Annotated in this window: 25 protein-coding genes; 7 read left to right on the top strand and 18 right to left on the bottom strand. The window is 70.0% G+C overall.

Annotation, left to right across the window (positions count from 1 at the left end):
* Nucleotides 1-58 precede the first annotated feature (58 nt).
* Nucleotides 59-1,705 carry an acetolactate synthase gene (locus N5079_RS13545; RefSeq protein ID WP_261584012.1) on the top strand — a complete coding sequence of 549 codons (1,647 nt, stop codon included), beginning with the start codon at nt 59-61 and terminating at the stop codon, nt 1,703-1,705.
* 23 nt (nt 1,706-1,728) lie between these two features.
* On the opposite strand, the gene N5079_RS13540 is transcribed toward N5079_RS13545, so the two are convergent.
* From N5079_RS13540 to N5079_RS13495, 10 genes are all read right to left on the bottom strand, one after another.
* Nucleotides 1,729-3,393 (bottom strand): serine/threonine-protein kinase, encoded by a 1,665-nt coding sequence (locus N5079_RS13540; protein ID WP_261584011.1) that lies wholly within the window; start codon nt 3,391-3,393, stop codon nt 1,729-1,731.
* A 143-nt stretch (nt 3,394-3,536) separates the two neighbouring features.
* Nucleotides 3,537-3,719 carry a hypothetical protein gene (locus tag N5079_RS13535; RefSeq protein ID WP_261584010.1) on the bottom strand — a complete coding sequence of 61 codons (183 nt, stop codon included), beginning with the start codon at nt 3,717-3,719 and terminating at the stop codon, nt 3,537-3,539.
* A gap of 228 nt (nt 3,720-3,947) precedes the next feature.
* The gene (locus N5079_RS13530) at nt 3,948-4,325 is read right to left on the bottom strand and encodes a thioesterase family protein (RefSeq protein ID WP_261584009.1); all 378 of its coding nucleotides are present in this window, start codon (nt 4,323-4,325) and stop codon (nt 3,948-3,950) included.
* A gap of 263 nt (nt 4,326-4,588) precedes the next feature.
* Nucleotides 4,589-4,801, bottom strand: coding sequence for a biotin/lipoyl-binding carrier protein (locus tag N5079_RS13525; protein WP_261584008.1), 213 nt, complete (start codon nt 4,799-4,801; stop codon nt 4,589-4,591).
* Nucleotides 4,802-4,831: 30 nt separating this feature from the next.
* The gene (locus N5079_RS13520; protein ID WP_261584007.1) at nt 4,832-6,181 is read right to left on the bottom strand and encodes an acetyl/propionyl/methylcrotonyl-CoA carboxylase subunit alpha; all 1,350 of its coding nucleotides are present in this window, start codon (nt 6,179-6,181) and stop codon (nt 4,832-4,834) included.
* Between the two features lie 134 nt (nt 6,182-6,315).
* Entirely contained in the window at nt 6,316-7,581 is a 1,266-nt protein-coding gene (locus N5079_RS13515) for an HD-GYP domain-containing protein (RefSeq protein ID WP_261584264.1), read from the bottom strand.
* An 11-nt stretch (nt 7,582-7,592) separates the two neighbouring features.
* Nucleotides 7,593-8,945: an HD-GYP domain-containing protein gene (locus N5079_RS13510; protein ID WP_261584006.1), complete on the bottom strand. Its 1,353-nt coding sequence runs from the start codon at nt 8,943-8,945 to the stop codon at nt 7,593-7,595.
* A 516-nt stretch (nt 8,946-9,461) separates the two neighbouring features.
* Nucleotides 9,462-10,376, bottom strand: a complete 915-nt coding sequence (locus N5079_RS13505) for an NAD-dependent epimerase/dehydratase family protein (protein WP_261584005.1) — start codon at nt 10,374-10,376, stop codon at nt 9,462-9,464.
* Nucleotides 10,377-10,409: 33 nt separating this feature from the next.
* The gene (rsrA, locus tag N5079_RS13500; RefSeq protein WP_261584004.1) at nt 10,410-10,676 is read right to left on the bottom strand and encodes a mycothiol system anti-sigma-R factor; all 267 of its coding nucleotides are present in this window, start codon (nt 10,674-10,676) and stop codon (nt 10,410-10,412) included.
* Nucleotides 10,673-11,245, bottom strand: a complete 573-nt coding sequence (locus tag N5079_RS13495) for a sigma-70 family RNA polymerase sigma factor (RefSeq protein WP_410007787.1) — start codon at nt 11,243-11,245, stop codon at nt 10,673-10,675. The genes rsrA and N5079_RS13495 overlap by 4 nt, the downstream gene beginning before the upstream one ends.
* A 281-nt stretch (nt 11,246-11,526) precedes the next feature.
* Between N5079_RS13495 and N5079_RS13490 the strand changes: the two genes are divergently transcribed.
* Nucleotides 11,527-12,267: a class I SAM-dependent methyltransferase gene (locus tag N5079_RS13490; RefSeq protein ID WP_261584003.1), complete on the top strand. Its 741-nt coding sequence runs from the start codon at nt 11,527-11,529 to the stop codon at nt 12,265-12,267.
* 40 nt (nt 12,268-12,307) lie between these two features.
* Here the strand turns inward: N5079_RS13490 and N5079_RS13485 are convergent, their stop codons facing one another.
* Together N5079_RS13485 and N5079_RS13480 are read right to left on the bottom strand one after the other, a co-directional pair.
* A complete protein-coding gene (locus N5079_RS13485) occupies nt 12,308-12,640 on the bottom strand; it encodes a TraR/DksA family transcriptional regulator (protein ID WP_261584002.1) in 333 nt (110 codons plus the stop codon).
* A 134-nt stretch (nt 12,641-12,774) separates the two neighbouring features.
* Nucleotides 12,775-13,527 carry an SOS response-associated peptidase gene (locus N5079_RS13480; protein ID WP_261584001.1) on the bottom strand — a complete coding sequence of 251 codons (753 nt, stop codon included), beginning with the start codon at nt 13,525-13,527 and terminating at the stop codon, nt 12,775-12,777.
* A 221-nt stretch (nt 13,528-13,748) separates the two neighbouring features.
* Here N5079_RS13480 and aroA point away from each other — a divergent pair, with 221 nt between their 5' ends.
* Both aroA and rsgA read left to right on the top strand, forming a co-directional pair.
* A complete protein-coding gene (gene aroA, locus N5079_RS13475; RefSeq protein WP_261584262.1) occupies nt 13,749-15,047 on the top strand; it encodes a 3-phosphoshikimate 1-carboxyvinyltransferase in 1,299 nt (432 codons plus the stop codon).
* Nucleotides 15,048-15,138: 91 nt separating this feature from the next.
* Entirely contained in the window at nt 15,139-16,305 is a 1,167-nt protein-coding gene (gene rsgA, locus N5079_RS13470) for a ribosome small subunit-dependent GTPase A (RefSeq protein WP_261584261.1), read from the top strand.
* A 21-nt stretch (nt 16,306-16,326) separates the two neighbouring features.
* Here rsgA and N5079_RS13465 read toward each other — a convergent pair whose 3' ends face one another.
* Complete coding sequence (locus N5079_RS13465; RefSeq protein WP_261584000.1) at nt 16,327-16,764, bottom strand: DUF4442 domain-containing protein; 438 nt, start codon at nt 16,762-16,764, stop codon at nt 16,327-16,329.
* Nucleotides 16,765-16,845: 81 nt separating this feature from the next.
* Here N5079_RS13465 and hisN point away from each other — a divergent pair, with 81 nt between their 5' ends.
* The gene (gene hisN, locus N5079_RS13460; protein WP_261583999.1) at nt 16,846-17,631 is read left to right on the top strand and encodes a histidinol-phosphatase; all 786 of its coding nucleotides are present in this window, start codon (nt 16,846-16,848) and stop codon (nt 17,629-17,631) included.
* Nucleotides 17,632-17,705: 74 nt separating this feature from the next.
* Here hisN and N5079_RS13455 read toward each other — a convergent pair whose 3' ends face one another.
* From N5079_RS13455 to pstS, 5 genes are read right to left on the bottom strand one after another with little or no spacing between them, the layout of a single operon-like run.
* The gene (locus N5079_RS13455) at nt 17,706-18,410 is read right to left on the bottom strand and encodes a response regulator transcription factor (RefSeq protein ID WP_261583998.1); all 705 of its coding nucleotides are present in this window, start codon (nt 18,408-18,410) and stop codon (nt 17,706-17,708) included.
* Nucleotides 18,411-18,428: 18 nt separating this feature from the next.
* On the bottom strand, nt 18,429-19,205 hold the full coding sequence (gene pstB, locus N5079_RS13450) for a phosphate ABC transporter ATP-binding protein PstB (protein WP_261583997.1): 777 nt from the start codon (nt 19,203-19,205) through the stop codon (nt 18,429-18,431).
* A 1-nt stretch (nt 19,206) separates the two neighbouring features.
* Entirely contained in the window at nt 19,207-20,088 is an 882-nt protein-coding gene (gene pstA, locus N5079_RS13445) for a phosphate ABC transporter permease PstA (protein WP_410007786.1), read from the bottom strand.
* A 2-nt stretch (nt 20,089-20,090) separates the two neighbouring features.
* Nucleotides 20,091-21,071 carry a phosphate ABC transporter permease subunit PstC gene (gene pstC / locus N5079_RS13440; RefSeq protein WP_261583995.1) on the bottom strand — a complete coding sequence of 327 codons (981 nt, stop codon included), beginning with the start codon at nt 21,069-21,071 and terminating at the stop codon, nt 20,091-20,093.
* Between the two features lie 5 nt (nt 21,072-21,076).
* The gene (gene pstS, locus N5079_RS13435) at nt 21,077-22,171 is read right to left on the bottom strand and encodes a phosphate ABC transporter substrate-binding protein PstS (protein ID WP_261583994.1); all 1,095 of its coding nucleotides are present in this window, start codon (nt 22,169-22,171) and stop codon (nt 21,077-21,079) included.
* Between the two features lie 162 nt (nt 22,172-22,333).
* Here pstS and N5079_RS13430 point away from each other — a divergent pair, with 162 nt between their 5' ends.
* A complete protein-coding gene (locus N5079_RS13430) occupies nt 22,334-22,792 on the top strand; it encodes a low molecular weight protein-tyrosine-phosphatase (RefSeq protein WP_261583993.1) in 459 nt (152 codons plus the stop codon).
* Complete coding sequence (locus tag N5079_RS13425; protein ID WP_261583992.1) at nt 22,779-23,657, top strand: fructosamine kinase family protein; 879 nt, start codon at nt 22,779-22,781, stop codon at nt 23,655-23,657. Before N5079_RS13430 ends, N5079_RS13425 begins: the two co-directional genes overlap by 14 nt.
* Nucleotides 23,658-24,283: the final 626 nt, after the last annotated feature.

Below are 24,283 nucleotides of genomic sequence, written 5' to 3'. Positions count from 1 at the left end.
GGTCTGCCAGATCAGCAGGCCCCTGTCCGGCTAAGTGACTGACTGGTAGGTTCACGGCATGGAGTCCCCCAAGCACGCAGGCGACATAGCGGTCGCCGTATCCCAGGCCTACGGCGTGGACACGATGTTCACGCTCTCCGGCGGGCACGTCTTCCCCCTGTACGACGGGGCGGTCCATGAGAACATGCGCATTCTCGACGTGCGACACGAGCAGAGCGCGGTCTTCGCGGCCGAGGCGACGGCCCGGCTGACCCGCCAACCGGGGCTGGCGGTGCTGACCGCCGGTCCCGGCATCACCAACGGCGTCTCGGGCGTCGCGACGGCACACTTCAACGGCTCGCCCGTCGTCGTGCTCGGCGGCCGGGCGCCCCGGTCCCGCTGGGGCTCGGGGGCACTCCAGGAAATGGACCACCCGCCGCTGTTCGAGCCGATCACCAAACTCGCCTTCACCGGCTCGGGGGCCGACTCCATCGGCCAGGACGTCGAGATGGCATTCCGTACGGCTCTCGCGCCGCACCGCGGGCCGGTCTTCCTCGACTTCTACATGGATGACCTGTTCTCGCCTTCGGGCGAGCACGAGACGGAGACCCTGACCCCGTCGCCGCTGGAGCCCGACCCCGAGGCGCTGGCCTCGATCGCCCGGCTGATCGCCGAGGCCGAGCGGCCGGTGCTGGTGCTCGGCTCCGACGTGTGGATGGACCGCGCCGAGGAGGCCGCGCGGGACTTCGCCGAGGAGTACCGCCTGCCGGTGATCCCCAACGGCCAGGGCCGCGGCATCCTCCCCGCCGGTCACGAGCTGCTCGTCACCCGGGCCCGCGGCATGGCCTTCGGCCAGGCCGACCTCGTCATCGTCGTCGGCACGCCGCTCGACTTCCGCCTGGGCTACGGCTGGTTCGGGGGCAAGGACGGCGCGCCGCTGGCGAAGGTCGTCCACATCAGCGACGCCCCCTCCCAGCTCGCGACGCACACCGGCCTCGCCGGGGCCGCGGCCGGCGACCTGTCCGTCCTGTTCTGGGGCCTCGGCGCGGCCTGCGGCACCGTCGGCGTGAACCCGAAGGCGTACGCGCCGTGGGTGACCGCCCTCGCGGAGGCGGCCGCCGCCGCGATCGTCGGCGACACCCCGCTGCTGGAGTCCGACTCCGACCCGATCCATCCCATGCGGATCTACGGCGAGCTGGGCAAGCTGCTGGCCGACGACGCGGTGGTCATCGGCGACGGCGGCGACTTCGTGTCCTACGCCGGGAAGTACGTCGAGCCGCGCAGGCCGGGCAACTGGCTCGACCCGGGCCCGTACGGCTGCCTGGGCACCGGCCTGGGCTACTCCATCGCGGCGCGGCTGGCCCGGCCGTCGTCACAGGTCGTGCTGCTGCTCGGCGACGGAGCCGCCGGATTCTCGCTGATGGACGTGGACACCCTCGTCCGGCACAAGCTGCCGGTCGTCATGATCTGCGGCAACAACGGCATGTGGGGCCTGGAGAAGCACCCCATGCAGATGCTGTACGGCTACGACGTGGCCGCCGATCTGCAGCCGCAGTGCCGCTACGACCAGGTTGTGACCGCGCTCGGTGGTGGCGGCGAGCTGGTGACCTCCCCGGCCGAGATCGGCCCCGCGCTGCGCCGGGCGTTCGACTCGGGCGTGCCGTACCTGGTGAACATCGCCACCGACCCGGAGATCGCCTACCCCCGGAGCACCACCGGCGTGTGACGGCGGGAGCCCTGCCCCCTGGCTCAGGGGGTGGGGCTCACCGACGGGCTCGGCGTGGCACTGGGGCTGGGAGACGCGCACGGCTTCCTGAGTACGAAGATCCTGACGACGGACTTCTCGGCCGCGAGCGCTCCCGAAGCAGGGGATTGGCCGGTCACCGGGCTCCGGCAATCTCCGTCGCCGGAGTATTTGACGGTGGCCCTGAAACCGGCCTTTTGCAGCTTGGCCGTCGCCGCGCCCTCGCTGAGCCCCCTCACCAGCGGAACCCTCAGCATGTTCGCGGTGTCGCTTGGCGAAGGACTCGGCGACGGTGAGTCACTGGGGGTAGGACTGGGCGACGGTGTTCTGGTCGGCGTCGGGGTCGGGGTGTGCGAGACGTAGGACTTCGTGTGGGTGGGCGTCGGGCTCGACCGCGGAGGGGTCCTGGACGGCGAATGGGCCGGGGTGCTGGGGGTTTCGACGGTCAAGGGCGGCGTGCTCGGCTCGCCGACCCGGCCGGAGCCGGCGGAGGCCAGATTGACCCCAAGCGCCGCGAGACCGACGACCACGACGGAGCCGGCGACCCCGGCCACGATCAGCCCCGAACGTCTCTTCTTCTGAACCGCCTGGTGACGCGAGGACCGCGACCCGGGCTGCGGCGCCTCCACGGTCGCGGGCGGTACGGCGGTGCCGCCGCTCCAGGTGTCCCTCGTGACCCGATAGGTGGGCGCCTCTCCCGTGAACGCCGGGTCGGCGTAGGGGCGCTCGGGGTAGGCGGGCTCCGCCTGGGTCGAGGCGGACCCGAGATCGAGGGCGGCCGCCATGCCCTGCCGGCCGTAGCCGCCCGTCGCGGGAGCCGTACCTGGGTCGAAGGCTCCCCCCAGGGCGACGGACTGCCGGGCGGCCTGGCTCATGGCGGCGGCGGACGGCCAGCGGCGGGCCGGGTCCTTGGACATCGCCCGCTCCACGACAGCACGCACCGCGGGCGGCACGTCGGCCGGTAACGGCGGAGGCTCCTCGCGGATGTGCTTGAGCGCGATCGTCACCGGGGTGTCGCCGTCGAACGGCCTGCGCCCGGCCACGCACTCATAGGCCACGACGCCCAGGGCGTAGATGTCCACGGCGGGGGTGACCGGAGCGCCCTCGGCCTGCTCGGGGGCGCAGTACGCCGCGGTGCCGAGGACCATGCCAGCGTCGGTGAGGCGGCTGTTGGCGTCCGCGCGGGCGATGCCGAAGTCAGTGAGGACCAGCGTGCCGTCCGGGCGGACCAGGAGGTTGCCGGGCTTGATGTCGCGGTGGACGATCCCCCGGTCGTGGACCGCCTGCAGAGCCGCCGCGGCCTGCGCGATCAACTCCATCGCGGGCTCGGGCCCGAGCCGGCCGAGCCGCATGAGCAGCCGGTCGAGGGGTTCGCCGTCGACGAACCTCATCACGAGGTAGGCGGTCGGCCCGTCGCCGGGGACGTCGGTGACGCCGTAGTCGTACACGTCGACCACGCCGGGGTGGTTGACCGTCGCCATCGCGCGGGCCTCGCCCTGGAACCTGACGGCGAAGCCGGGGTCGTCGAGACGGCCGGGAAGCAGTACCTTGACCGCGACGGTGCGTGCGAGGACGGTGTCCTCACCCCGCCACACCTCGCCCATGCCCCCGGCGCCGAGCCGGGCGTCCAGCCGGTAACGCCCAGCCAGGGTCGTCCCTTGGGCCACCATTTGTGCCCCATACCCCCTAAGTAACTTCAGCCCCGAAGGTGTCCAACCAAGCAGGCTCGGGTCGCGGGAAGGTCACGACCTGATCACAGAAGCCTGAACGGACACGGCTCCCGCCCCCGGGGTCAGGCCAGAGAGCTTAGCGGTTACCCCGCCGTGCTGCCGTGCTCGGAGCAGCGGGCGGACCAGCTCCGGGGAGTCACCTGGACGACCATCCGGCGGCGGCACCGCGCGCAGTAGCGTGGCGGCTCCATCGCCCGGGCGGCCCGGCAGGCCGCGTGGTTACCCTCGGCGGCGGGCCTGCCGCAGTGATCGCAGTAGAGGTCCACGGTCCCCCAGCCTAGCCGGGGTCCCGGACGGTTTCCGGCAGATCCCGCCAACCCCCCTGCGCGTGATCATGCACGAATTCCCAGACATGGGTGGCGAGCTGCGCATACTCCACACGTGATCATGCACGGATGCCTGCACGAGGATCGCGAGCTGCGCATACACCACGCGTGATCATGCATTGGTGGGGTCATGGCTGTAACGAGCCGACACGATCAGGGATGGGGGGCTCACTGACGCGCGAGGAACCTCTGACGGTCCACGACGACCCGCTCGATCCTGCCGACGCCGACCAGGACGCCGGTCTTGTCGACGGCCCTGATCGAGAAGACCAGCCGCCTACCGTCCACCTCGGTCAGCTCGGCGCTTATCTCGACGTGCATGCCGACCGGGCTCGGCGCGAGGTGCTCAAGCTCCACCTTCGTGCCGACCGAGGTCTGACCGGGGTCCAGGTACTGCTGAACCGCCTTCACGGTGGCCCCTTCGGCGAAGGACAGCAGCCGCGGCGTGCCCAGGACGGGCACGTCACCGCTGCCGACCCGGATCGCGGTGTCCTCCCGCTCGACCATGATGAGGACCTCGGCACGCAGCCCTGGAGCAAGTCTCATGCGCGCCAGCCTATTAGGTCTCGTCCGCCTGGATCTTCGAGTCCGATGCGCGGCGGCCCTGACCACTCCGTCGTAGCCATGCATGACTGACGCGCGAGTCGACACGCCCGGCCGGGAATCTCTACATGGTCACGTACGGCTTCGGGGCAGCTTGGCAGACCTGCCCGGGAATCCGTGCATGATCACGCACGGCTTCGGCGCAGCTCGGCAGACCTGCCCGGGAATCCGCGCATGATCACGCCCGGGATTTGGCGGGCGGGGGGTTACTCGATGACGGCGATCAGGTCGCCCTCCTGGATGACATCACCTTCGGCGACCTTGAGCTGGGCCACCACGCCGGAGTCCTCGGCCAGGACCGGGATCTCCATCTTCATCGACTCGAGGATGACGAGCGTGTCGCCCTCATCGACGGCGTCGCCCTCACTCACCACGACTTTCCAGACGTTCGCCACCATCTCAGCGCGTACCTCAGCCACCCGCGAACTCCCCTCAATCGACGAATCAAACTATCGGGCTTGCCTCATCTTGGAGACCAGTCCCGTGTCGTAGTCCCCGGTCATGAATTCGGGGTTGTCCAGCAACTCGGCGCAGAAGGGCAGGTTGTTCTTCGGCCCCTCGACCCTGAACGCGGCGACAGCCGTACGAGCCAGGCCCAGTGCCTCCTCGCGGGTGGCGCCGTGGACGCAGAGCTTGGCCATCAGCGGGTCGTAGAACGGGGTCACCGTGTTTCCCGCGACATAGCCGGAATCGACCCGGACGCCCTCACCCGACGGCTCCTCCCACACGTCGATCTTGCCAGGCCCGGGGAAAAACCGCTTGGGATCCTCGGCATACACCCGGAATTCGATCGCGTGCCCGCTCGGCCGCGTCTCCACGGCGTAGACCTCGCCCGCGGCGATGCGGATCTGGTGCTCCACCAGATCGAGGCCGGTGACGAGTTCGGTGACCGGGTGCTCCACCTGCAGGCGGGTGTTCATCTCCAGGAACACGAAGTCCTGCGCGTCGGCGTCCACGAGGCACTCCACGGTGCCGGCGCCGCGATATCCGACGGTCTCTCCCGCCCGTACGGCTGCCGCCAGCATGCGCGCGCGGAGCTCCGGGGTGATGCCGGGCGACGGGCTCTCCTCGACGACCTTCTGGTGGCGCCGCTGGACCGAGCAGTCACGCTCGCCCAGCGCGATCACTGTCCCGTCGGCCAGACCCAGGATCTGCACCTCGACATGCCGCGCCCGCTCGATATAACGCTCCAGCAGGATCGCCGGGCCCGCCCCCTCCGCCCCGCCGAAACGAGCGGCCGCGCGGGAGGCCTGCTCGAAGGCCTTGGCCAGCGAGTCCTCGTCATGCGCGACCCCCATGCCGATCCCGCCGCCACCTCCGGCGGCCTTGACCATGACCGGGTAGCCGATCTTCTCCGCGGCCCGCACGGCCCCCGCGAGATCCGTCACCGGTTCGCGGGTCCCGGCGGCGACCGGGACGCCGGCCTCCTCCATCAGGTTCCGCGCGTTGATCTTGTCGCCCATCCGCTCGATGGCGTCGGGGTCCGGGCCGATCCAGACGAGGCCCGCGTCGACGACCGCGCGGGCGAAGGCCGCGTTCTCGGCGAGGAAGCCGTATCCGGGATGGACGGCTTGCGCCCCCGCGGCACGGGCGGCGTCGATGACCTTGCTCACGTCGAGGTAGCTCTGCGCCGGGCTCGCTGGGCCGAGCAGGACGGCCTCGTCCGCCTCGGCCACGAAGGGCAGTTCGGCGTCCGCCTCCGAGTGGACCACGATCGCGCGCAGCCCCATCCGCCGGACCGTGCGGATGATCCGCCGGGCGATTTCACCGCGGTTGGCGACAAGCACTGAGTCGAACACGCAGCCAACTTTATGGGGATCCCCCGCTCGGACCCCCCGCCCGTTTCCAACTGAACCCGACGGGCGAATCTGTAGGGTCGCCACAAAAACAACCCCCTCGGCGCGCCGCAGAGGGGCTCTCCGTAAGACGTCTGCTACAAGCGTGTTACGAGGACGAGCCGGTCGACGACGCGGGCCATGGCCTCCACGACCGCGGGGTCGTACTCCGCGCCCCCGTCGAGGCGGAGCCGTTCGAGCGCGGCCGCCGCCCTGTCTCTGTCGGTGGAGCCGCCCACCAGATCGTCGTACGCGTTGGCGGCCTTGATGATCCTGCTGGCCGCGGGGGGCGAGTCGCCGACGGGGTCGCACTGCCGCTCGACGATCTCCGCGACACCGTGGAGGACGCCGGTCTTCCTGATCACCTCGGCCCCGAGCTCGGCGATGCGCCTCGCCTGCGCCGGGTCGGTCAGCACGGTGGCCCCGCCCGGGATCGGGTCGCGCAGCGAGAGCTGGCCGATGTCGTGCATGAGCGCCGCGTACTCCAGCTCCAGCAACTGGGGCTCGGACATCCCGAGCTCCCGGCCGATGGCGAGGGCGAGCTGGCTGACCCTCCGGGAGTGGCCGGGCTCGACGTATCCGCCGACTTCGGTGACCCGGCTCAGCGCCCGCACGGTCTGCAGGTAGGTCGCCCGGATCCCGGCGTACTTCCGGAACGCGACCTGCGTGACCAGCAGCGGCGCCGCGAACGCCGGCAGCGCGGTCATGTCCATGCTGTGCGACGCCAGCACGAGCAGCATCCCCGACGCGGCGACGGCCGCGCCGAGCGGCCCGCCCATCCGGATCTCGTCCCGTACGGCCACGCGGAAGGCGGTCCGGACCTGCTCGGCCCGCAGCATCGCCGCGATCACCACGTCGGCCGTCAGCATGACGGCGCTGAGGACGGCCATCACGCCCAGGGCCGGCCACCAGTCGCCCTCCAGGGCCACTCGGCGGAGCGGGCCGGCCAGCGGGCGGTAGGCGAAGGCCAGCAGCGAGCCCGCCAGCAGCCTCCTGGCCATCGCGTCCAGGCGCGGGGGGCGGCCGACCGCCAGGTGTGGCAGCCCACCCGCGATCATCCCCACCGACATGACCGCGACGACCTGCAGCGCCGAGTGGTCCGCCGGGCGGCCGCCGACGTCGAGCAGAAGCGCGTAGCCCAGCGCGGCGGCCGTGGAGACCGGGGCGACCTCGCGGTTGCCGGGCATCGTCAGCCGGGCCAGCTCGCCCGCCGCGATCAGCACGCCGAACCCGATCGCCACCTGCGAGTCGGCCAGCCCGACGGCGGCCGTGTGGGAGATCCCCGCCACAGTCAGCATCCCGGCCGCGCAGATCAGCAGGAGCTGCCCGGAGTCGAGCCCGTGCGCCGCCCTCGCCGTCGCCATCCGCCGCTCTCTCACCGCTCCGACACCACCTGGATGGGGGTCGTGGGGTCGTCGTGATCCTTGGCGGTGGTCTCGACGGCGTCGTCCGGCGGAGCCGGGACGGCCTCCGGCGGGTTCCAGCCGTCGCGGCTGAGCGCCTTGATGAACGTGCCGACCATGACGGGATCGAACTGGGTGCCGGCGTTCTTCCGCAGCTCGGCCACGGCCACGTCGACGGGCTTCGCCTTCCGGTAGGCCCGGTCCGACGTCATCGAGTCGAAGGCGTCGGCCACCGCGATGATCCTGGCGAACTCCGGGATCTCCGACCCGGCCAGCCCCATCGGATAGCCCTTGCCGTCGTGCCGCTCGTGGTGGTGCATGATCCCGGCGAACGCCTCGTCGAGGAAGTCGATGCCCCGGACGATCTCCAGGCCGCGCATCGGGTGCAGCTGGATCGCGGCGAACTCCTCCTCGGTGAGGTCGCCGTCCTTCTGCAGGACCTTGGTGGGCACGCCCAGCTTGCCCACGTCGTGGAGCATCCCGGCGTACCGGATCGCGCGGAGCCGCTCGGTCCCCATCCCGATCTCCTCGGCGATCATGGAGGAGGCGGCCGAGACGCGGGTGCAGTGGCCGCGCGTGTAGTAGTCCTTGGTCTCCACGGCCTGGCACAGGGCCGCGATCGTCGCGTCGTAGGACCGCTGCTCGGCGTGGTAGTGCCCCAGCGCCCAGCGGGCGACGAACAGCGGCAGCAGCACGAGCACGGTGGAGATCGACTGGACCGTGGCCCAGAGCCCGGCGATCAGCAGGCCGAAGGTGGCGTAGCCGACGATCGACCCCAGGAACTGGACGATGCCGCGCAGCGAGACCTGGTTCCTGCCGACCCCGGCGACCAGCAGGAGGATGATCGCGGTCAACATGAAGTTGATCGCGACGAAGGCCGCCGTGGCCGCGCCGTACGGGACGATGATGCCCGGGAAGTCGGTGATCTCCGGGAGGCCGACGGTGCCGCCGGCCAGCGTGAACGCCCATCCCGCCGCGTAGCCGCAGATCACGAACTGGGCGCCGTTGAAGAGCCGCTTCACGACCGGCAGGCCGGGCCGTACGCTCACGACCGCCATGAGGCCCACGAGCGCAGCCCCGAGGGGGCCGACGAGGACGACGGCCGCCAGGGCGGCGGAGTAGCTCACCGACACGGCGGCCTGTGGCACGTTGAGCAGCGTCGGCACGGACTCGCACACCAGGAACAGCAGCGCGAGCACGATCAGCCTGGACCACTCGACCTGGTCGTACCACTTCGGCATGGTGACGCTCCGCGCCAGCAGGAAGCCGGCGGTCCCGATCAGCGCGACGAAGTAGACCTTGGCAGGCCACGGCAGTTCCCGCAATGCGGCCCCCTCAGGCGAGAAGGCCTATGGATCCAGCGTGCACTGAGAAGATCCACAGGCATTGGCCGACACGACTCACGTCCAGGAGATCCCCGGACTTCCGGTGACCACGCCGGCCAGGATGATGACCGGAGTGAGCAGCGCCAGCGCGGCCAGCAATCGGACGATGGATTTCCCAAGCATGTGCCGCCTCCACATCGATTCGCCACTCAGGCTACAGAACCCCGCACGTCCGGTCAGGGATGTCGGCGCTTCGCGGCCAAACCGTAATCAAGCCATCACGCTGAGTTGAATTATCCGGATTTATCTCCCCGGGGCGATCATGACGTGATCATGCACGGATTCCCGGCGGTCCCGGCTGGCCTGCGCCGACACCTATCGTGATCATGCAAGAGTTCCCGCAGTCACCTGCCAAACTGCGCGAATACTCTTCGTGATCATGCACGGAGCGTCCCGGCCGGGTGCCAACAATTCGGGCATTTGGTCGTCGATATCCGGCGCCGCCCGAGTGAGCGGTCAGGACCGGTCGCGGGCCCATTCGACGGTGGCCTTGAGCCCCTGGGGCAGGTCGTGCCTCGGGCGCCAGCCGAGCGTTTCGAGGGCGGGCGCGGGGTCGACCGCCATGGCGGGAAGGTCGCCGAGGCGCGGCGGCTCGAAGGCCGGCTCGTCCGGAGCGCCGGCCGCGGCGGCGACCAGCGAGTGGAGCTCGCGGTCGGTGGTCTGCAGGCCGGTCCCGAGGTTGAAGCGCCGGCCGTTGCCGTCCGGACCGCAGGCGCGGGCGAAGCCGTCGACCACGTCCTCGACGAAGATGTAGTCCCTGGTCTGCGAGCCGTCGCCGTACAGGACCGTGGGCCTTCCGGACAGCAGGGCGTCAGTGAAGATCGCGACGACGCCCGCCTCGCCGTCGGGCGACTGACGCGGGCCGTAGACGTTCGAGAGCACCAGCGTGGTGTATTCAAGCCCATAAAGCCCGCTATACGCGGACAAATAGGTTTCCCCGCTGAGCTTGGAGGCGGCGTACGGCGAGCGGGGATCGGTGGGGGCGTCCCCCGGGACGGGGATGACGGCCGGCCTGCCGTACACGGCGACGGAGGAGGCGAAGACCACCTTGCGCGTCCCCGCCCGCCGGGCGGCCTCCAGCACGTTGACCGTGCCCTCGACGTTCAGCCTGGCGTCGTGGACCGGGTCGGCGACGCTCTTGCGGACGCTGATCTGCGCGGCCAGGTGGCAGACCACCTCCGGCCGCCACTGCTCGGCCAGCGACCCGAGCGCCGGATCCCTGACGTCCATGACATGGAGCGGAGCCTGAGGATTGCGGTTCCGCCCGGAGGAGAGATCGTCCACGACGGCGACCTCGTGCCCGTCGGAGATCAGCCGATCGACCAGGGTCGACCCGATGAACCCCGCTCCGCCAGTGACCAGTGCCCGCATGTCCCCGCCCTTCCAGAGATGTAAGGGCTGATCTTAATCGGCGAGCTGGATGCGGACCTGTTCGATACGGGTCATGACCTTGGCCCGCAGGTCCTCCGGGACCGGGTCGCATCCGCAGTGCTTGGCCACGAGCTGTTTGACGACCTTCTCCAGGCCGTACTCCTCGAGGCACGGGTGGCACTCGTCGAGGTGCTGTCTTATGTCCGCGCAGCCGCTGTCGTCCAGCTCGCCGTCGAGGTAGCTGTAGACGCGGTCAAGGACTTCGCTACACGGCGTGTCGTGGTGGTTCCCGCAGCTCATCGCTCCTCCTGGCCAAGCGACTCGTCGAGACCTCCGCCGCGGGAGTCCGACCGTACGAGCCCGCGGTCGCGCGCGTAGTCCTCGAGTTGCGTCCGCAGTTGCCGCCGACCGCGGTGCAGGCGCGACATCACGGTCCCGATGGGGGTCCCCATGATGTCGGCGATCTCCTTGTAGGGGAAGCCCTCCACGTCGGCGAGATACACGGCGATGCGGAATTCCTCCGGAAGCGCGGCCAGCGCGTTCTTCACATCGCTGTCGGGCAGGTGCTCCAGCGCCTCGATCTCGGCGGACTTGAGACCGCTCGACGTGTGCGACTCCGCCCGCGCGAGCTGCCAGTCCTCGATCTCCTCGGTGCCGGCCTGCTTCGGCTCCCGCTGCTTCTTGCGGTAGCTGTTGATGAAGGTGTTGGTGAGAATGCGGTAGAGCCAGGCCTTGAGGTTCGTCCCCTCCTGGAACTGGTGGAACGAGGCGAAGGCCTTGGCGAACGTCTCCTGAAGGAGGTCTTCCGCATCCGCTGGGTTACGGGTCATCCGGAGCGCGGCGGAGTAGAGCTGGTCGAGATACGGCATGACATCCCGCTCGAACCGCTCACTGCGCTGCTCCAGAGTCTCCTCGACTGTCTTGGAGACCGGACCCACCCCCTTCAGAACGCCGTACCCAGCCGAGAATACCGGGCCGAGGTAGGCGGGGTCGCCGGGGGCTTCCGGCAGCACCAACGTGTTCATGCTCATCTGCAACAGGGCGGGCGTAGAGTCTGTTCCCGGTGCGGTTTGAGGTGACGAACGCCCCGCTGCGGGGAAAAACCTACGTACCGGCTGGTAGCCCGGAAACCGACGTCCAGGAGCCGCTCGTGCTGCCTATTCCGGCCAACGAACTGAATGGCTCGGGCGCCCTCGGGCCCTACTGGACCTTTTATCACGCTGTGGTCGCCGAGCAACTGCGCCAGTGGCTCCCCGATCGCCCGTCCCTCCTGCTGGACCTGTCCGGGGGCCGCGGCCGGGGGCCGGCCCAGGCGGCCCGCGCCGGGCACCGCGTGATCGAGGTGCTGGACTTCCGCAAACCGGCGGAACCGTGGCTGCGGGACGCCTCCGACCGCATCCAGAAGGTCCGCGCCGACGACCTCGGGTTCCTGCCGGACGGGTCCGTCGATGCGGTGATCGCTGAGGAGCGGGTGCTCTCGGTCGAGATCATGACCGAGTCGGTCCTGGAAGACGTGTTCCGGGTGCTGAAGCCGGGCGGCCGGGTGCTGATGTGCGTCGACTCGCTCGTGCTCGGTATGGCCATCCTCGCCGAGCAGAACTACTGGGCCCACCTGTGCCAGACGGGCGAGGTCATGCTCATCCCCTGGCCCGACGGCAGCATCACCCGGTGCTTCACGAGCGGCCAGGTGCGGGAGCTGATCACGGGCGCGGGGCTCGAGGTCGAGTGGATCCGCCCCAGAACGGTCCTGTCCCCCTCGACCGTCGACCACGTGCTCGGCTCCGACAGCCGCTCGCTCGCCTGGCTCGTCCGCACGGAACTGGAGACCCAGTCTGACGACGACGACACCGTGGGCATCCATCTCGTCGCCAGCGCCAGGAAGCCCCTGTGAGGCCGCCGAGCCGTAAGGACACGCGCGGGCATCACACCGCTCAGCGGCGGCGCTCGATCTTGGACTGGCACTGGACGCAGCGGGCCGCCTCGGGCCGCGCCTCCAGCCTGCCCTCGGGGACCGGCCTGCCGCAGTCCACGCACCGCCCGTAGCCGCCGTCGTCGAGCCGCCTGAGTGCCGCCAGTACGGCGGTGCGCTGCCGGGAGGCGACGTCCAGCATGGCCTGTGTCCGGTCGGCGTCGTTCAGGTCGGCGCCCGCGTCGGCGGGGGATCTTTCCTGCGGGGCGACCGGATCCCTCTTCAGCACCCCGATGGATCGATCGAGCTCTTCGAGCATGCTTTCCAGGCGCATACGCGCGGTCGCGACGTCCACGAATCCGCACCTCCGGGAGTGGGGGGAACCCGCCGAGGAGCCCCGGTCTCCTCACAGGTCGGAATTTATTACGGTGTGGTGAACCGCTTCCTCACCGGATGCCCGTTCGGCGCCGCGCTTACACCAACGGCTTCCTAGAAGAGCGCGCTGGTGTCCCCACCTTCGGGCTCGATGGGGTCGACCAGCTCGGGGCCGTTGTTGCGCACGTCGTTCACCGACGTGGACACCGGATGGGCCACGAGCCTGTCGGGGCCGGCGGGCACCAGAAGCCCTCTCGCGTCCGTCACCCGGGGATCGAGCCACTCCGCCCAGCGCTCCCGCTCGACCATCATCGGCATCCGGTCGTGGATGTGCCCCAGCTTGTCCTCGGCCGTCGTCGTGATGACCGTGCACGTGCACAGCCACTTGAGCGGATCGTCGTCGGCCCGGGACGGGTCCTTCCAGAACTCGTACAGCCCCGCCATCGCGAGCACGCCGCCGTCCCCGGGATGGATGAAGTAGGGCTGCTTCTTCTTTCCCTCCACCGGCATCCACTCGAAGTAGCCGTCGGCCGGAAGCAGGCACCGCCTCGACGCCAGCGCCCTGCGGTACGCGGGCTTCTCCGCCACCGTCTCTACCCGCGCGTTGATGAGCCTCGACCCGATCGAGGGGTCCTTCGCCCAACTGGGCACCAGCCCCCACCTCACCACGCGGATCTGCCTGATCGGCCGGTCCGTACGGCTCTCGCCCTCCACCTTGGGGACGCGGCTCATCACCGCGTAGACCTCCTTGGTCGGCGCGACGTTGTAGTCCGGGCGCAGGTCGGTGTCCGGGACCCCGTCCAGCTCGACCTCGAACTCCTCCATCAGCTCATGCTTCTTCCGCGCCGACGCGTACCTCCCGCACATGCCCTTAGATTGCCATCCCTTTGCCGCCCGCGCGCGGGCGTGCACGGGCCGTGCGCGGCCCGTGCGGCTCTGGAGGGCACGACGATAAGCTTCTGGGCATGGCCTCTCCGCAGCCCGCGTCCGGCGGCGCCGACCCGCACGAGTCCTCGCACGGCGACGAGCACCGCGACGAGCACCGCGACGAGCACCGCGACGAGCACCGCGACGAGCGCGGCGCCCCGATGAACGGCGCCGCCGTTTCGGGCGCCGGGGCGCATTGGCCCGCCCCGACCGTGACCGAGCCGGTCCATGCGACCGTCCGCCTGCCCGGGTCGAAGTCCGTGACCAACCGGGTGCTTCTCCTGGCCGCGCTGGCCGACGCCCCCGGCACCGTACGGCGCGCCCTCCGCAGCAGGGACGCCGACCTGATGGTGGCAGCGCTGCGGTCCCTGGGCGCGGAGATGACCCCGTCGAACCAGAGCACGTCGAGCGTGGACTGGGCGATCACTCCCCGGCCCGTCACGGGCGGTGTGTCGATCGACGTCGGCCTGGCCGGCACGGTCATGCGGTTCGTCCCGGCGGTGGCCGCGCTCGCCGACGGCCCGGTGTTCTTCGACGGCGACCCGCACGCCCGCAAGCGGCCGATGGGCCCCATCCTCGGCGCGCTGCGCTCGCTCGGCGCGTCGATCGACAACGACGCCCTGCCGTTCACGATCCGCGGACCGGTGCCGGGCGGCGAGGTCGTCCTGGACGCCTCGATCTCCTCGCAGATGGTGTCGGGCCTCCTCCTCACCGGCGCCCGTTTCGAGAAGGGCCTGACCGTGCGGCACAGCGGCCCGCCCGTGCCGTCGATGCCGCACATCGCGATGACCATTCAGCTGCTCCGCCAGGCCGGCGTGCGGGTGGACGACTCCGAGGCCGACGTGTGGCGCGTCGAACCCGGCCCGATCCGAGCGAGGGACGTCACGGTCGAGCCCGACCTGTCCAACGCCGCCCCCTTCCTGGCCGCCGCGCTCGTCACCGGCGGCACCGTGGTCATCCCGGACTGGCCGGAGGAGACCACGCAGGGCGGCGACCAGCTCCGGCACCTGCTCGCGGAGATGGGCGCCACGGTGACACGCCTGCCCCACGGGCTCGAGGTGACGGGCACCGGCCACGTGGGCGGCGTCGACGCGGACCTGCACGAGGTCAGCGAACTCACCCCGACCATCGCCGCGCTGGCCGCGCTGGCGGACGGCCCGACCCGGATCAGGGGCGTCGCCCACATCCGCGGGCACGAGACCGACCGCCTCGCCGCGCTGGCCACGGAGATCAACCGGCTGGGCGGCGACGCCCGCGAGACGGCCGACGGCCTGGAGATCCACCCGAGGCCGCTGTCGGGCGGGGTGTTCCACTCCTACGACGACCACCGGATGGCCACGGCGGGCGCGGTGATCGGCCTGGTCGTGCCCGGCGTCGAGGTGGAGAACATCGCCACCACCGCGAAGACCCTCCCCGAGTTCGCCGGCATGTGGACCGCCATGCTGGGCGGCGCACGGTGATGGACGGCACGGCGGTGACTACGAGGGCTCAGGCGTACGCCGTCCCCCTGGTCGAGGCCGATGCCCGCGCGAGACGATCGGGGCGGGGGCGCTGAGAAAGCGGCAGTACGACGAGGACGACGTCAGGGTCAGACCGGGAAAGGGGTCCCGGCCCCGGACGCGGATCCGTCCTGCCCACGAACAAGCCGTCGAGGGGTTCGTCGTGGCCGTCGACCGCGGCCGCTACACCTGCCTGGTCGGCGACGGCATCCCCCAACCCCGTGACCACGGAACCGGAGACCACGGAACCGGAGACCACGAGGCCGGTCGGTCCGGGCCCGGCGAGCGAGTGATCGACGGGCAGGTGATCGGCGAGCACGGGTCGCATGACGGAGCGGCCGCCGGCGGCCGCCGGGCGCGAGGAGGGCGTCGCGGGAAGAAGGGCAAGCCCACCTTGGTCGTCGCGATGAAGGCCCGGGAGCTCGGCCGCAAGGGCATCGTGGTCGGCGACAGGGTGGCCCTGGTGGGCGACGTGACCGGACAGCCGGACACGCTGGCGCGGATCGTGCGCGTGGAGGAGCGCAGCTCCATGCTGCGCCGCAGCGCCGACGACATCGACGACATCGAACGGCCGATCGTCGCCAACGCCGACCAGCTCGTCATCGTCACCGCGCTCGCCGACCCTCCGCCGCGCCCTCGGATGATCGACCGGATGCTGGTCGCCGCGTTCGACGCGGACATCGACCCGCTTCTCTGCCTCACGAAGGCCGACCTCGCACCGGCCGGCGACCTGGTAGCCCTCTACGAGCCGCTCGGCGTGCCGTACCTCGTGGTGCAAAAGGGCGGATCCCTCGACGAACTGCGGGAGAGGCTGACGGACCGGATGAGCGTGCTCGTCGGTCACTCCGGTGTCGGGAAGTCGACGCTGGTCAACGCCCTCGTGCCGCACGCGGACCGGGCCGTGTCGCATGTGAACGCGGTGACCGGCAGGGGCAGGCACACCTCCACGTCGGCCGTCGCGCTGGAGCTCCCCGAGGGCGGCTGGATCATCGACACGCCCGGGGTGCGAAGCTTCGGACTGGCGCATGTGTCCGTCGAGACCGTGCTGGCGGCCTTCCCCGACCTGAACGAGGCCACGGTCGACTGTCCGAAAGGCTGCACCCATCTGGGCGAGGAGTGCGCCCTGAACCGTTTCGTCGCGGAGGGCCACGCCGAGCCCGCGCGGCTGGAGTCGCTCAGGCGCCTGCTGGCCAGCCGCGAGGGATCGGACGACGACTGACCGGCCCGGCGACTCCCCCGATCAGCGGTTGGGGCGAAGGGTCCAGGAGACGGTCATCTCCGAGACGACGACCCCTTCGGCGTCGCGGATGTCGACGGCCACGTCGAACTCGGGCCGCCTGCCCTCGTCCAACTGGGCGACGACCCCGGTGCGATCGGCCCGCAGGGTCGCCGAAGCGGTCACCTCGCCCTTGGCCAGCTTCAGATAGCGAATCTGGGCGACCGTGGCCAGCGGCACGGCCCGGGAGAGCTGGTCGCCGAACGCGGACAGCATGGCCGCCCCCGACGCCGACTCCGCGAGGGAGAACAGGGCTCCGGCGTGCGGGCCGCCCACGTGGTTGTGCAGATCGGCGCGGTCGGGCATGCGGGCGACAGCCGTACCGGAGCCGACCGAGTCGAACCAGATCCCGAGCAGCCGCGCGAACGGCACGCTGTCGAGCATGAAGGCGGCGATGTCCATGGCCGGATGTTACCGACAAGTACGCTTTGGAGCGATCCGGGACCTGATGCGAGCGGGCTCCGGCACGATAACTTGGGGCCTGTGGTGGGATATAGCGACGATCTGCGTCTCGCGCACGTGATGGCGGACGCCGCCGATGACATCACGATGCGCCGTTTCAAAGCCGTGGACCTGAAGGTCGACACCAAGCCCGACCTCACGCCGGTCAGCGACGCCGACCGGGCCGTCGAGGAGGCCATCCGCGGCACGCTGCGCCGGGCCCGCCCGCGCGACGCCATCGTGGGTGAGGAGTTCGGCCGCACCGGATACGGCATGCGCTCGTGGGTCATCGACCCCATCGACGGCACCAAGAACTACGTCCGCGGGGTCCCCGTGTGGGCCACCCTCATCGCGCTGATGGAGGAGGGCAAGGTCGTCGTCGGCGTCGTCTCGGCGCCCGCGCTCAGCCGCCGCTGGTGGGCCGCCAAGGAGGGCGGCTCGTGGACCGGGCGCAGCCTGACGAAGGCCACCCGCTGCCAGGTCTCCTCCGTCGGCCGCCTCGACGACGCGTCGTTCGCCTACTCCGACCTCGCGGAGTGGGAGAAGGACAACCGGCTCGACGGCTTCCTCGACCTGACCAGGCAGGTTTGGCGGACGCGCGGCTACGGCGACTTCTGGTCACACATGATGGTCGCCGAGGGCGCCGTGGACATCTCGGCCGAGCCGGAGCTCTCCCCGTGGGACATGGCCGCGCTCACCGTCATCGTCGAGGAGGCCGGCGGCACCTGCACCGCGGTCGACGGCACCTCTCCCCTCGACACGGGCAGCATGGTCTGCACGAACGGCCTGCTCCACGGCGAGGTCCTCAAGCGCCTGTCCCGCGGGTAGCCTTCGCGAGCTTCCGACGGGCCCCGGGCTCACGGGCCGGTGACACATCAGCCCGGGCGGCCGGAGACCGGCGATCAGTCGGAGACGAGGCGGTAACCCACTCCGCGGACCGTCTGGATCATCTTGTCCTCGTCGTCACCGAGCCTGGCCCGGAGCCGCTTGACGTGGACGGCGATCGTGTTCGTGGACATGGTGTCCGCGGAATGCCACACATTGCGCATGATCTGCTCGCGGGTGACGGTCCGGTTGGCGTTGCGCATCAGATAGTGCAGCAGCTCGAACTCCCGCAGCGGCAGGTGGACGATCCGGCCCGCGACCTTCACCTGATACGCCGTGACGTCCAGCTCGACGTCGCCGATGGTCAACACGGTCCGGTGCGGCCCCTGGCGCCGGAAGGCCGCCTGCACCAGGGGAAGAAGCTCGGGCACGCGGTACGGCCTGGCCACGCAGGCTGTCGCGCCCGCCTCCAGGGCCTGAAGAGCCTGCTCGGCATCGCTCCCGAAATCGATGCCGAGCAGCACGGGCACGGCTCGGGCGAGCCGTACGGCGCGGACGAAGTCGACCGGGCCGACGATGGGAAGGGAGGCGCAGATCAGCACGGCGTCAGGCCGGAGAGCTCCGGCCTGAAGCAGGGCCTGGGCGCCGTCCGGCACGCCGGTCACGTCGACGCCTTCGGCTTCCAGCGCGGCCGCGAGCTTCTGTATCAGGCCGGCGTCCGGATCGGCCACCAGGAGCATGGGCGCCGACCGAGTGTCCCCCTCCACTGCGGGTGCCGTCACCCGGATCCTCCTATGCGGTTAACCGAAGCGCCCGGTGATGTAGTCCTCGGTCGCCTTCTTGGCCGGGTTGGTGAAGATCTTCGAGGTCTCGTCCATCTCGACGAGCATGCCGGGCTGGCCCTGCGCCGCGAGGTTGAAAAACGCCGTCTTGTCGCTGACCCGGGCGGCCTGCTGCATGTTGTGCGTCACGATGACGATCGTGTAGTCCAGCTTCAGCCGGGAGATCAGATCCTCGATCGCCAGGGTGGAGATCGGGTCCAGAGCCGAGCAGGGCTCGTCCATGAGCAGGACCTGCGGACGTACGGCGATCGCCCGCGCGATGCACAGACGCTGCTGCTGTCCGCCGGAGAGGCCGGCGCCGGGCTTGCCCAGCCGGTCCTTGACCTCGTTCCACAGGTTGGCGCCCTTGAGGGACTCCTCGACGATGCCGTTCAGCTCCGACCTGGAGAACCGGCCGTTGAGCCGGAGCCCCGCCGCCACATTGTCGAAGATCGACATGGTGGGGAACGGGTTGGGCCGCTGGAAGACCATGCCGATGGTCCGGCGCACGGACACCGGGTCGACGTTCGGGCCGTAGAGGTCCTCGTCCTCCAGCCGGACCTTCCCTTCGACGCGAGCGCCGGGGATCACCTCGTGCATGCGGTTCAGGGTCCGGAGGAACGTCGACTTGCCGCATCCCGACGGGCCGATGAACGCCGTGACTGCGCGCGGCTCGATCGTCATCGTGACGCCGGCGATCGCCTTGTGCGACCCGTAATAGGCGTCGAGGTCTGAGACCTCGATCTGCTTGGCCATCTCAGGACCCCCTCTTCGCGGGCGAACGCCACCATGAGATGAGGCGTGCGACCAGGTTGAGCAGCATGACGATAAGGATCAGGGTCAGCGCCCCGGCCCAGGCGCGGTCGATGGCGGTGTCCGTCGGACGGCCCGCCTGATCGAAGACGTACAGCGGAAGACCCATCTGCGGCCCGTGGAACGGGTCGGTGTTGATGGAGTCGGTGATGAAGACCGTGAGCAGCAGCGGCGCGGTCTCGCCCGCCACACGGGCGACGGCCAGCATGACGCCGGTCACGATGCCGGTGAAGGCGGTGGGCAGGACGACCTTGACGATGGTCCGCCACTTGGGCACGCCCAGCGCGTAGGACGCCTCGCGTAGCTCGTTCGGGACGAGACGCAGCATCTCCTCTGCGGATCTGACCACCACCGGCATCATCAGGATCGACAGCGCCAGCGCTCCGGCGAAGCCCGAGAAGGACATGCCGAGCACGAGGACCCAGAAGGCCAGGACGAACAGGCCGGAAACGACGGACGGGACGCCGGTCATGACGTCCACGAAGAAGCTGATGATGCGCGAAAGGCGGCCGCCGTTGCCGTACTCCACGAGGTAGATCGCGGTGAGCAGGCCGAGGGGGACCGCGATGAGCGACGCCAGGAGCACCTGTTCCAGCGTGCCGACGATCGCGTGGTAGGCGCCTCCGCCGGCGTCCCGGGCGCCGATGTTGCGCATCGAATGGGTGAGGAACTCCACGTCGAAACGCTTGAGGCCGTTCTTGACGACGAGCCACAGCACCGACAGGAGCGGGATGACCGCGACGGCGAACGCCAGGTAGACGAGGACCTGTACGGCCCGGTCCTTGACTCGCCGGCCGGCCGAGATGGGCTGGATTCCAGTCTGCACGGTCACGCTGCGGCCCTCGCGTACTCCTTGCGCCGGGCGATGACGAGGCGAGCGGCCATGTTCACCAGCAGGGTGATGACGAACAGGACGAGCCCGGACGCGATGAGCGCGCCGCGGCCGACCTCTGTGGCCTCGCCGAAGCCGTTGGCGATGTTGGCGGCGATGCTGTTGCCGTTCGCGCTGAGGATGCGGAACGAGATGTTGAAGGTCGCCGGGAAGATGAGGGCGACGGCGATCGTCTCGCCCATGGCCCGGCCGAGGCCGAGCATCGCGGCGCTGATGACGCCGGGACGCCCGAACGGCAGGACCGCCATCCTGATCATCTCCCAGCGGGTGGCGCCGAGCGCCAGCGCCGCCTCCTCCTGGATCTTCGGCGCCTGCAGGAACACCTCACGCGAGATCGCGGCGATGATGGGGAGGATCATGATCGCGAGCACGAGTGACGCGGTGAGCATGCTCTTGCCGACCACCTGGTCGCCGCCGAAGATCGGGATCCAGCCGAAGTAGGTGTTGAGGAACTTCGAGGGTCCCAGCATGAAGGGGACGAGGAAGGTGACTCCCCACAGGCCGTAGACGACGCTGGGGACGGCCGCCAGGAGGTCGACCACGTAGCCCAGGAGCGACGCGAGACGGCGGGGCGCGTAGTGGGAGATGAACAGCGCCACGCCCACGGCCACCGGCGTGGCGATGATGAGAGCCAGGAACGAGCTCAGCACGGTTCCGAAGGCCAGCGAGCCGATTCCGAACGCGGGCTCGGTGGCGTTGGGAGACCAGGTCAGCTCGGTGAGGAAGTGGGCCGTGTTCGCCTGGAGCGCGGGAATGGCCTTGATGATCAGGAAGACCCCGATCGCCGCCATGACCGCCAGCAAGATGACGCCCGCGCCCGTCGAGACGAACCGGAACGGGCCGTCGCCGCGGCTGCGCCGGAAGGCGGACCGGCGCACGGCCGGCCCGCCTTCGCTGGTACGAAGTGACGTGGCCATCAGGGTTAGGAGATCGCCTCGACAGCGGTGCGGACCTTGGAGACGAGGCTGGCCGGCAGCGGGGCGTAGCCCAGACCGGTCAGAGCCTGCTGACCCGCGTCGCTCGCGGTGTAGGTCAGGAAGGACTTGACCAGCTTGGAGTCGTCGGCCGACAGACCCTTCTCACAGGTGATCTCGTAGGTCACCAGGACGATCGGGTAGGCGCCCGCGGCCTTGGTGGCGTAGTCGATCGAAAGCTTGAGGTCGTTGCCCGTGCCCTTGATCTCGGCGGCCTCGATCGTCTTGGACGCGCTCTCGGGGGTCAGCTCGACGAACTCGCCGGAGCCGTTGGCGACCTTGGCCTTCTGGAGCTGCGAGTTCTCCGCGAAGGAGAGCTCGACGTAGCTGACCGCGCCCTCGGTGCTCTTCACCGACGCGGCGATCTGGTCGGAACCCTTGGCGCCCTGGCCCTGAGCCTCGGCCGGCCACGCCTTCGCGGGCTCGTACGGCCAGTCGGCGGTCGCCTTGAGGAACTTGGTGAAGTTCGCGCTGGTGCCCGACTCGTCCGAGCGGTGGAACGCCTGGATCGCGGTCGAGGGCAGCTTGGCGTTGGGGTTGTCCGCCTTGATGGCGGCGTCGTCCCACTTGGTGATCTTGCTGTTGAAGATCCCGCCGATCGTCTTCGGCGAAAGCTGGAGGCCGTCCACGCCGGGCAAGTTGTAGACGACGGCGACCGGACCGGTGACCATCGGCAGGTTGATCGCCTTGCCGGTCTTGCAGCGGGCGTCGGCCTGCGTGGGCTCGTTCTTGGTGTCGTCAAGCGCCGAGTCGGAGCCGGCGAAGGCGACGGTGCCCTGGATGAAAGACTGGACGCCAGCGCCGGAGCCGCTGGGCTGGTAGTTGATGCTCACTCCGGGGTTCGAGGACTGGAAGGACTTCTTCCACTCCGCGATCGCGTTCGCCTGAGCCGAGGAGCCGGCGGCGTTGATGGTGCCCTTGAGGCTGCCGTCGCCCTGCGGTGCTGCGCTGGATCCCCCACCAGCGTTGTCGTCGGTGCCGCACGCAGCGAGCGAGAGCACGCCGGCGATGGCGGCTACGGCGAGCCGGCCTGCATACTTCACGGTTGTTCCTCCCAGTTGTCTCTCAACATCAGGGACGGTAGGGAGCAAAGGTGACCTAATCCCCTGTTAAAGGTGAACGAGTGGTGAACGCACCGGGTCGCTCTTGTAGTGATCGTCCAAGATAACGAGCAGGTCACGCCGGGTATGGGAGAGCATTGGTTCATGAAGCGCGTATGTCTGGTCTGCATGGGGAACATCTGCCGCTCGCCGATGGCGGAGGTCGTGCTGCGGCGCACGCTTGAGGACAGGGGGCTCGATGTCGTGGTGGACAGCGCCGGGACCGGCGGCTGGCACGCGGGCGACCCCATGGACGAACGGGCCCACAAGGCCCTCGCCGAGCACGGCTACGACGGGTCCGGCCACCGTGCCCGCCAGTTCGACCCGGCCTGGTTCGCCGAGCGTGACCTGATCCTCGTGATGGACAGGGACAACCTGCGCGCGGTGCGCCGGATCGCCCCGCCCGGGGCCGACGTGCGGCTCTTCCGCTCCTTCGACCCGGCCGCGCCCGAGGGTGCCGAGGTTCCCGATCCTTACTACGGCGGCCCGGAGGGCTTCGCCGAAGTGCTACGAATGGTCAAGGCCGCGTCCGAGGGATTGGCGAAGCATCTTGAAGATCATTAGAGATCTCGGCACGAGCCACGCGTGGACCCTCCACGAAGCCCGTCTGAGCGACGGCCGGAGAGCCTTCGTCAAAACCGGCGCCCCTGGGTTGAGGACGCCGGCCACTGTCGCGTCGAGTTCCACCGCCGGCAGCGGTGCCGGGGGTGCCGGCTTCACCGCCGAAGCGGCGGGGCTTCGCTGGCTGGCCGAGCCGAAGGCCGTGGCCGTACCCGAGGTCATCGACGCGGACCGCGACCTTCTCGTGCTCGAGTGGATCGAGACTGGGCCGGCGACCGCCGCGGCGGCGGAACGGTTCGGACGTGAACTGGCCGCCCTCCACGGGGCCGGCGCGCCCGAGTTCGGAGCGCCGTGGCCCGGCTTCATCGCCGAACTACCCATGGACAACGCGCCGGCTCCGGACTGGCCGTCGTTCTACGTCTCCCGACGGGTCCTTCCGTTCGTACGGCTCGCGCGTGACAGTGGCCAACTGTCCCCGGCCGATGTCGAGCTGATCGAGGAGGCCTGTGCCTACATTCCGGAGGTATCCGGTCCCGCCGAGCCGCCCAGCCGAATTCACGGCGACCTCTGGAACGGCAACCTCCTCTGGAGCGCCGCACCTTCCCAGGGCGTGTCGCGCGTCGTGCTCATCGACCCCGCCGCCCACGGCGGCCATCGCGAGACCGACCTGGCGATGCTGGCTCTCTTCGGCGCGCCCCACCTTGGGACGATCCGCGGTGCATACCGGGAAGCCGCTCCGCTGAACGACGGCTGGCGCGAGCGCGTCCCGCTGCACCAGCTCCATCCGCTGGCCGTGCACGTCTGTTTGTACGGCGAGGCGTACCGGGGAAGCCTGCTCACCGCAGCGTCCGAGGTCCTCGCCCTGTGAAACCGCTATTTGCGTGGGTACGCGACCGGCACGATGCCGGGTGGCGCCGTCCGTAGCTATGGGGCGGGCCCGATGGCCGGCATGGTGCGGTACGGGCATGGACACGGCATGGACACGGGCGTGATGCGCGGCGTGGTGCTGTCGGTGGCTATGCGCGGGCGTGATGCTCGGCACGGTGCTGTCGGTGGGTATGCGCGGGCGTGGTGCTGGGGTGGGCGCGATGCTGTCGGCGGCTATGGGGCGAGGGCGGGATGCCGGGCAGGGTGCTGTGCTGTCCGTAGGCACGGTGTCGGGCGGGTGTTCCGGCCGGCCGTGATAGTCGCGGTCTGGTGAGGCCGCGTCCGCGGCCCTTCGCGGGCGCGGTGGTCTCGGGCACGGTCTTACGCCGGCCTCCACACCCACCCGCCCCCGCGCCAACCTGCCGCGCCGCACCTGCTCCTGCGCGCCCCGGCGCCGTGCCCGCTCTGTCGCGCCCACCGCCCCGCGCCGATCTATCCTGCCGGGCCCGGGCCAATATCTCCCGCCGGGCCCGCTCGGCTCTCCGCCGTGGCCGCTCCCGCGCCGCTTCTCCGAAATGGCCCCGGAAATAGAGAAAGCCACCCCGGCTGGGATGGCTTCCTCAAAAG

Source organism: Planotetraspora sp. A-T 1434, from assembly GCF_025420585.1.
In the GTDB taxonomy this organism is placed as follows: Bacteria; Actinomycetota; Actinomycetes; order Streptosporangiales; family Streptosporangiaceae; genus JAOEGB01.
The sequence above is the reverse complement of the archived record's forward strand: the minus strand, read 5'-3'. Positions and strand labels throughout refer to the sequence as shown.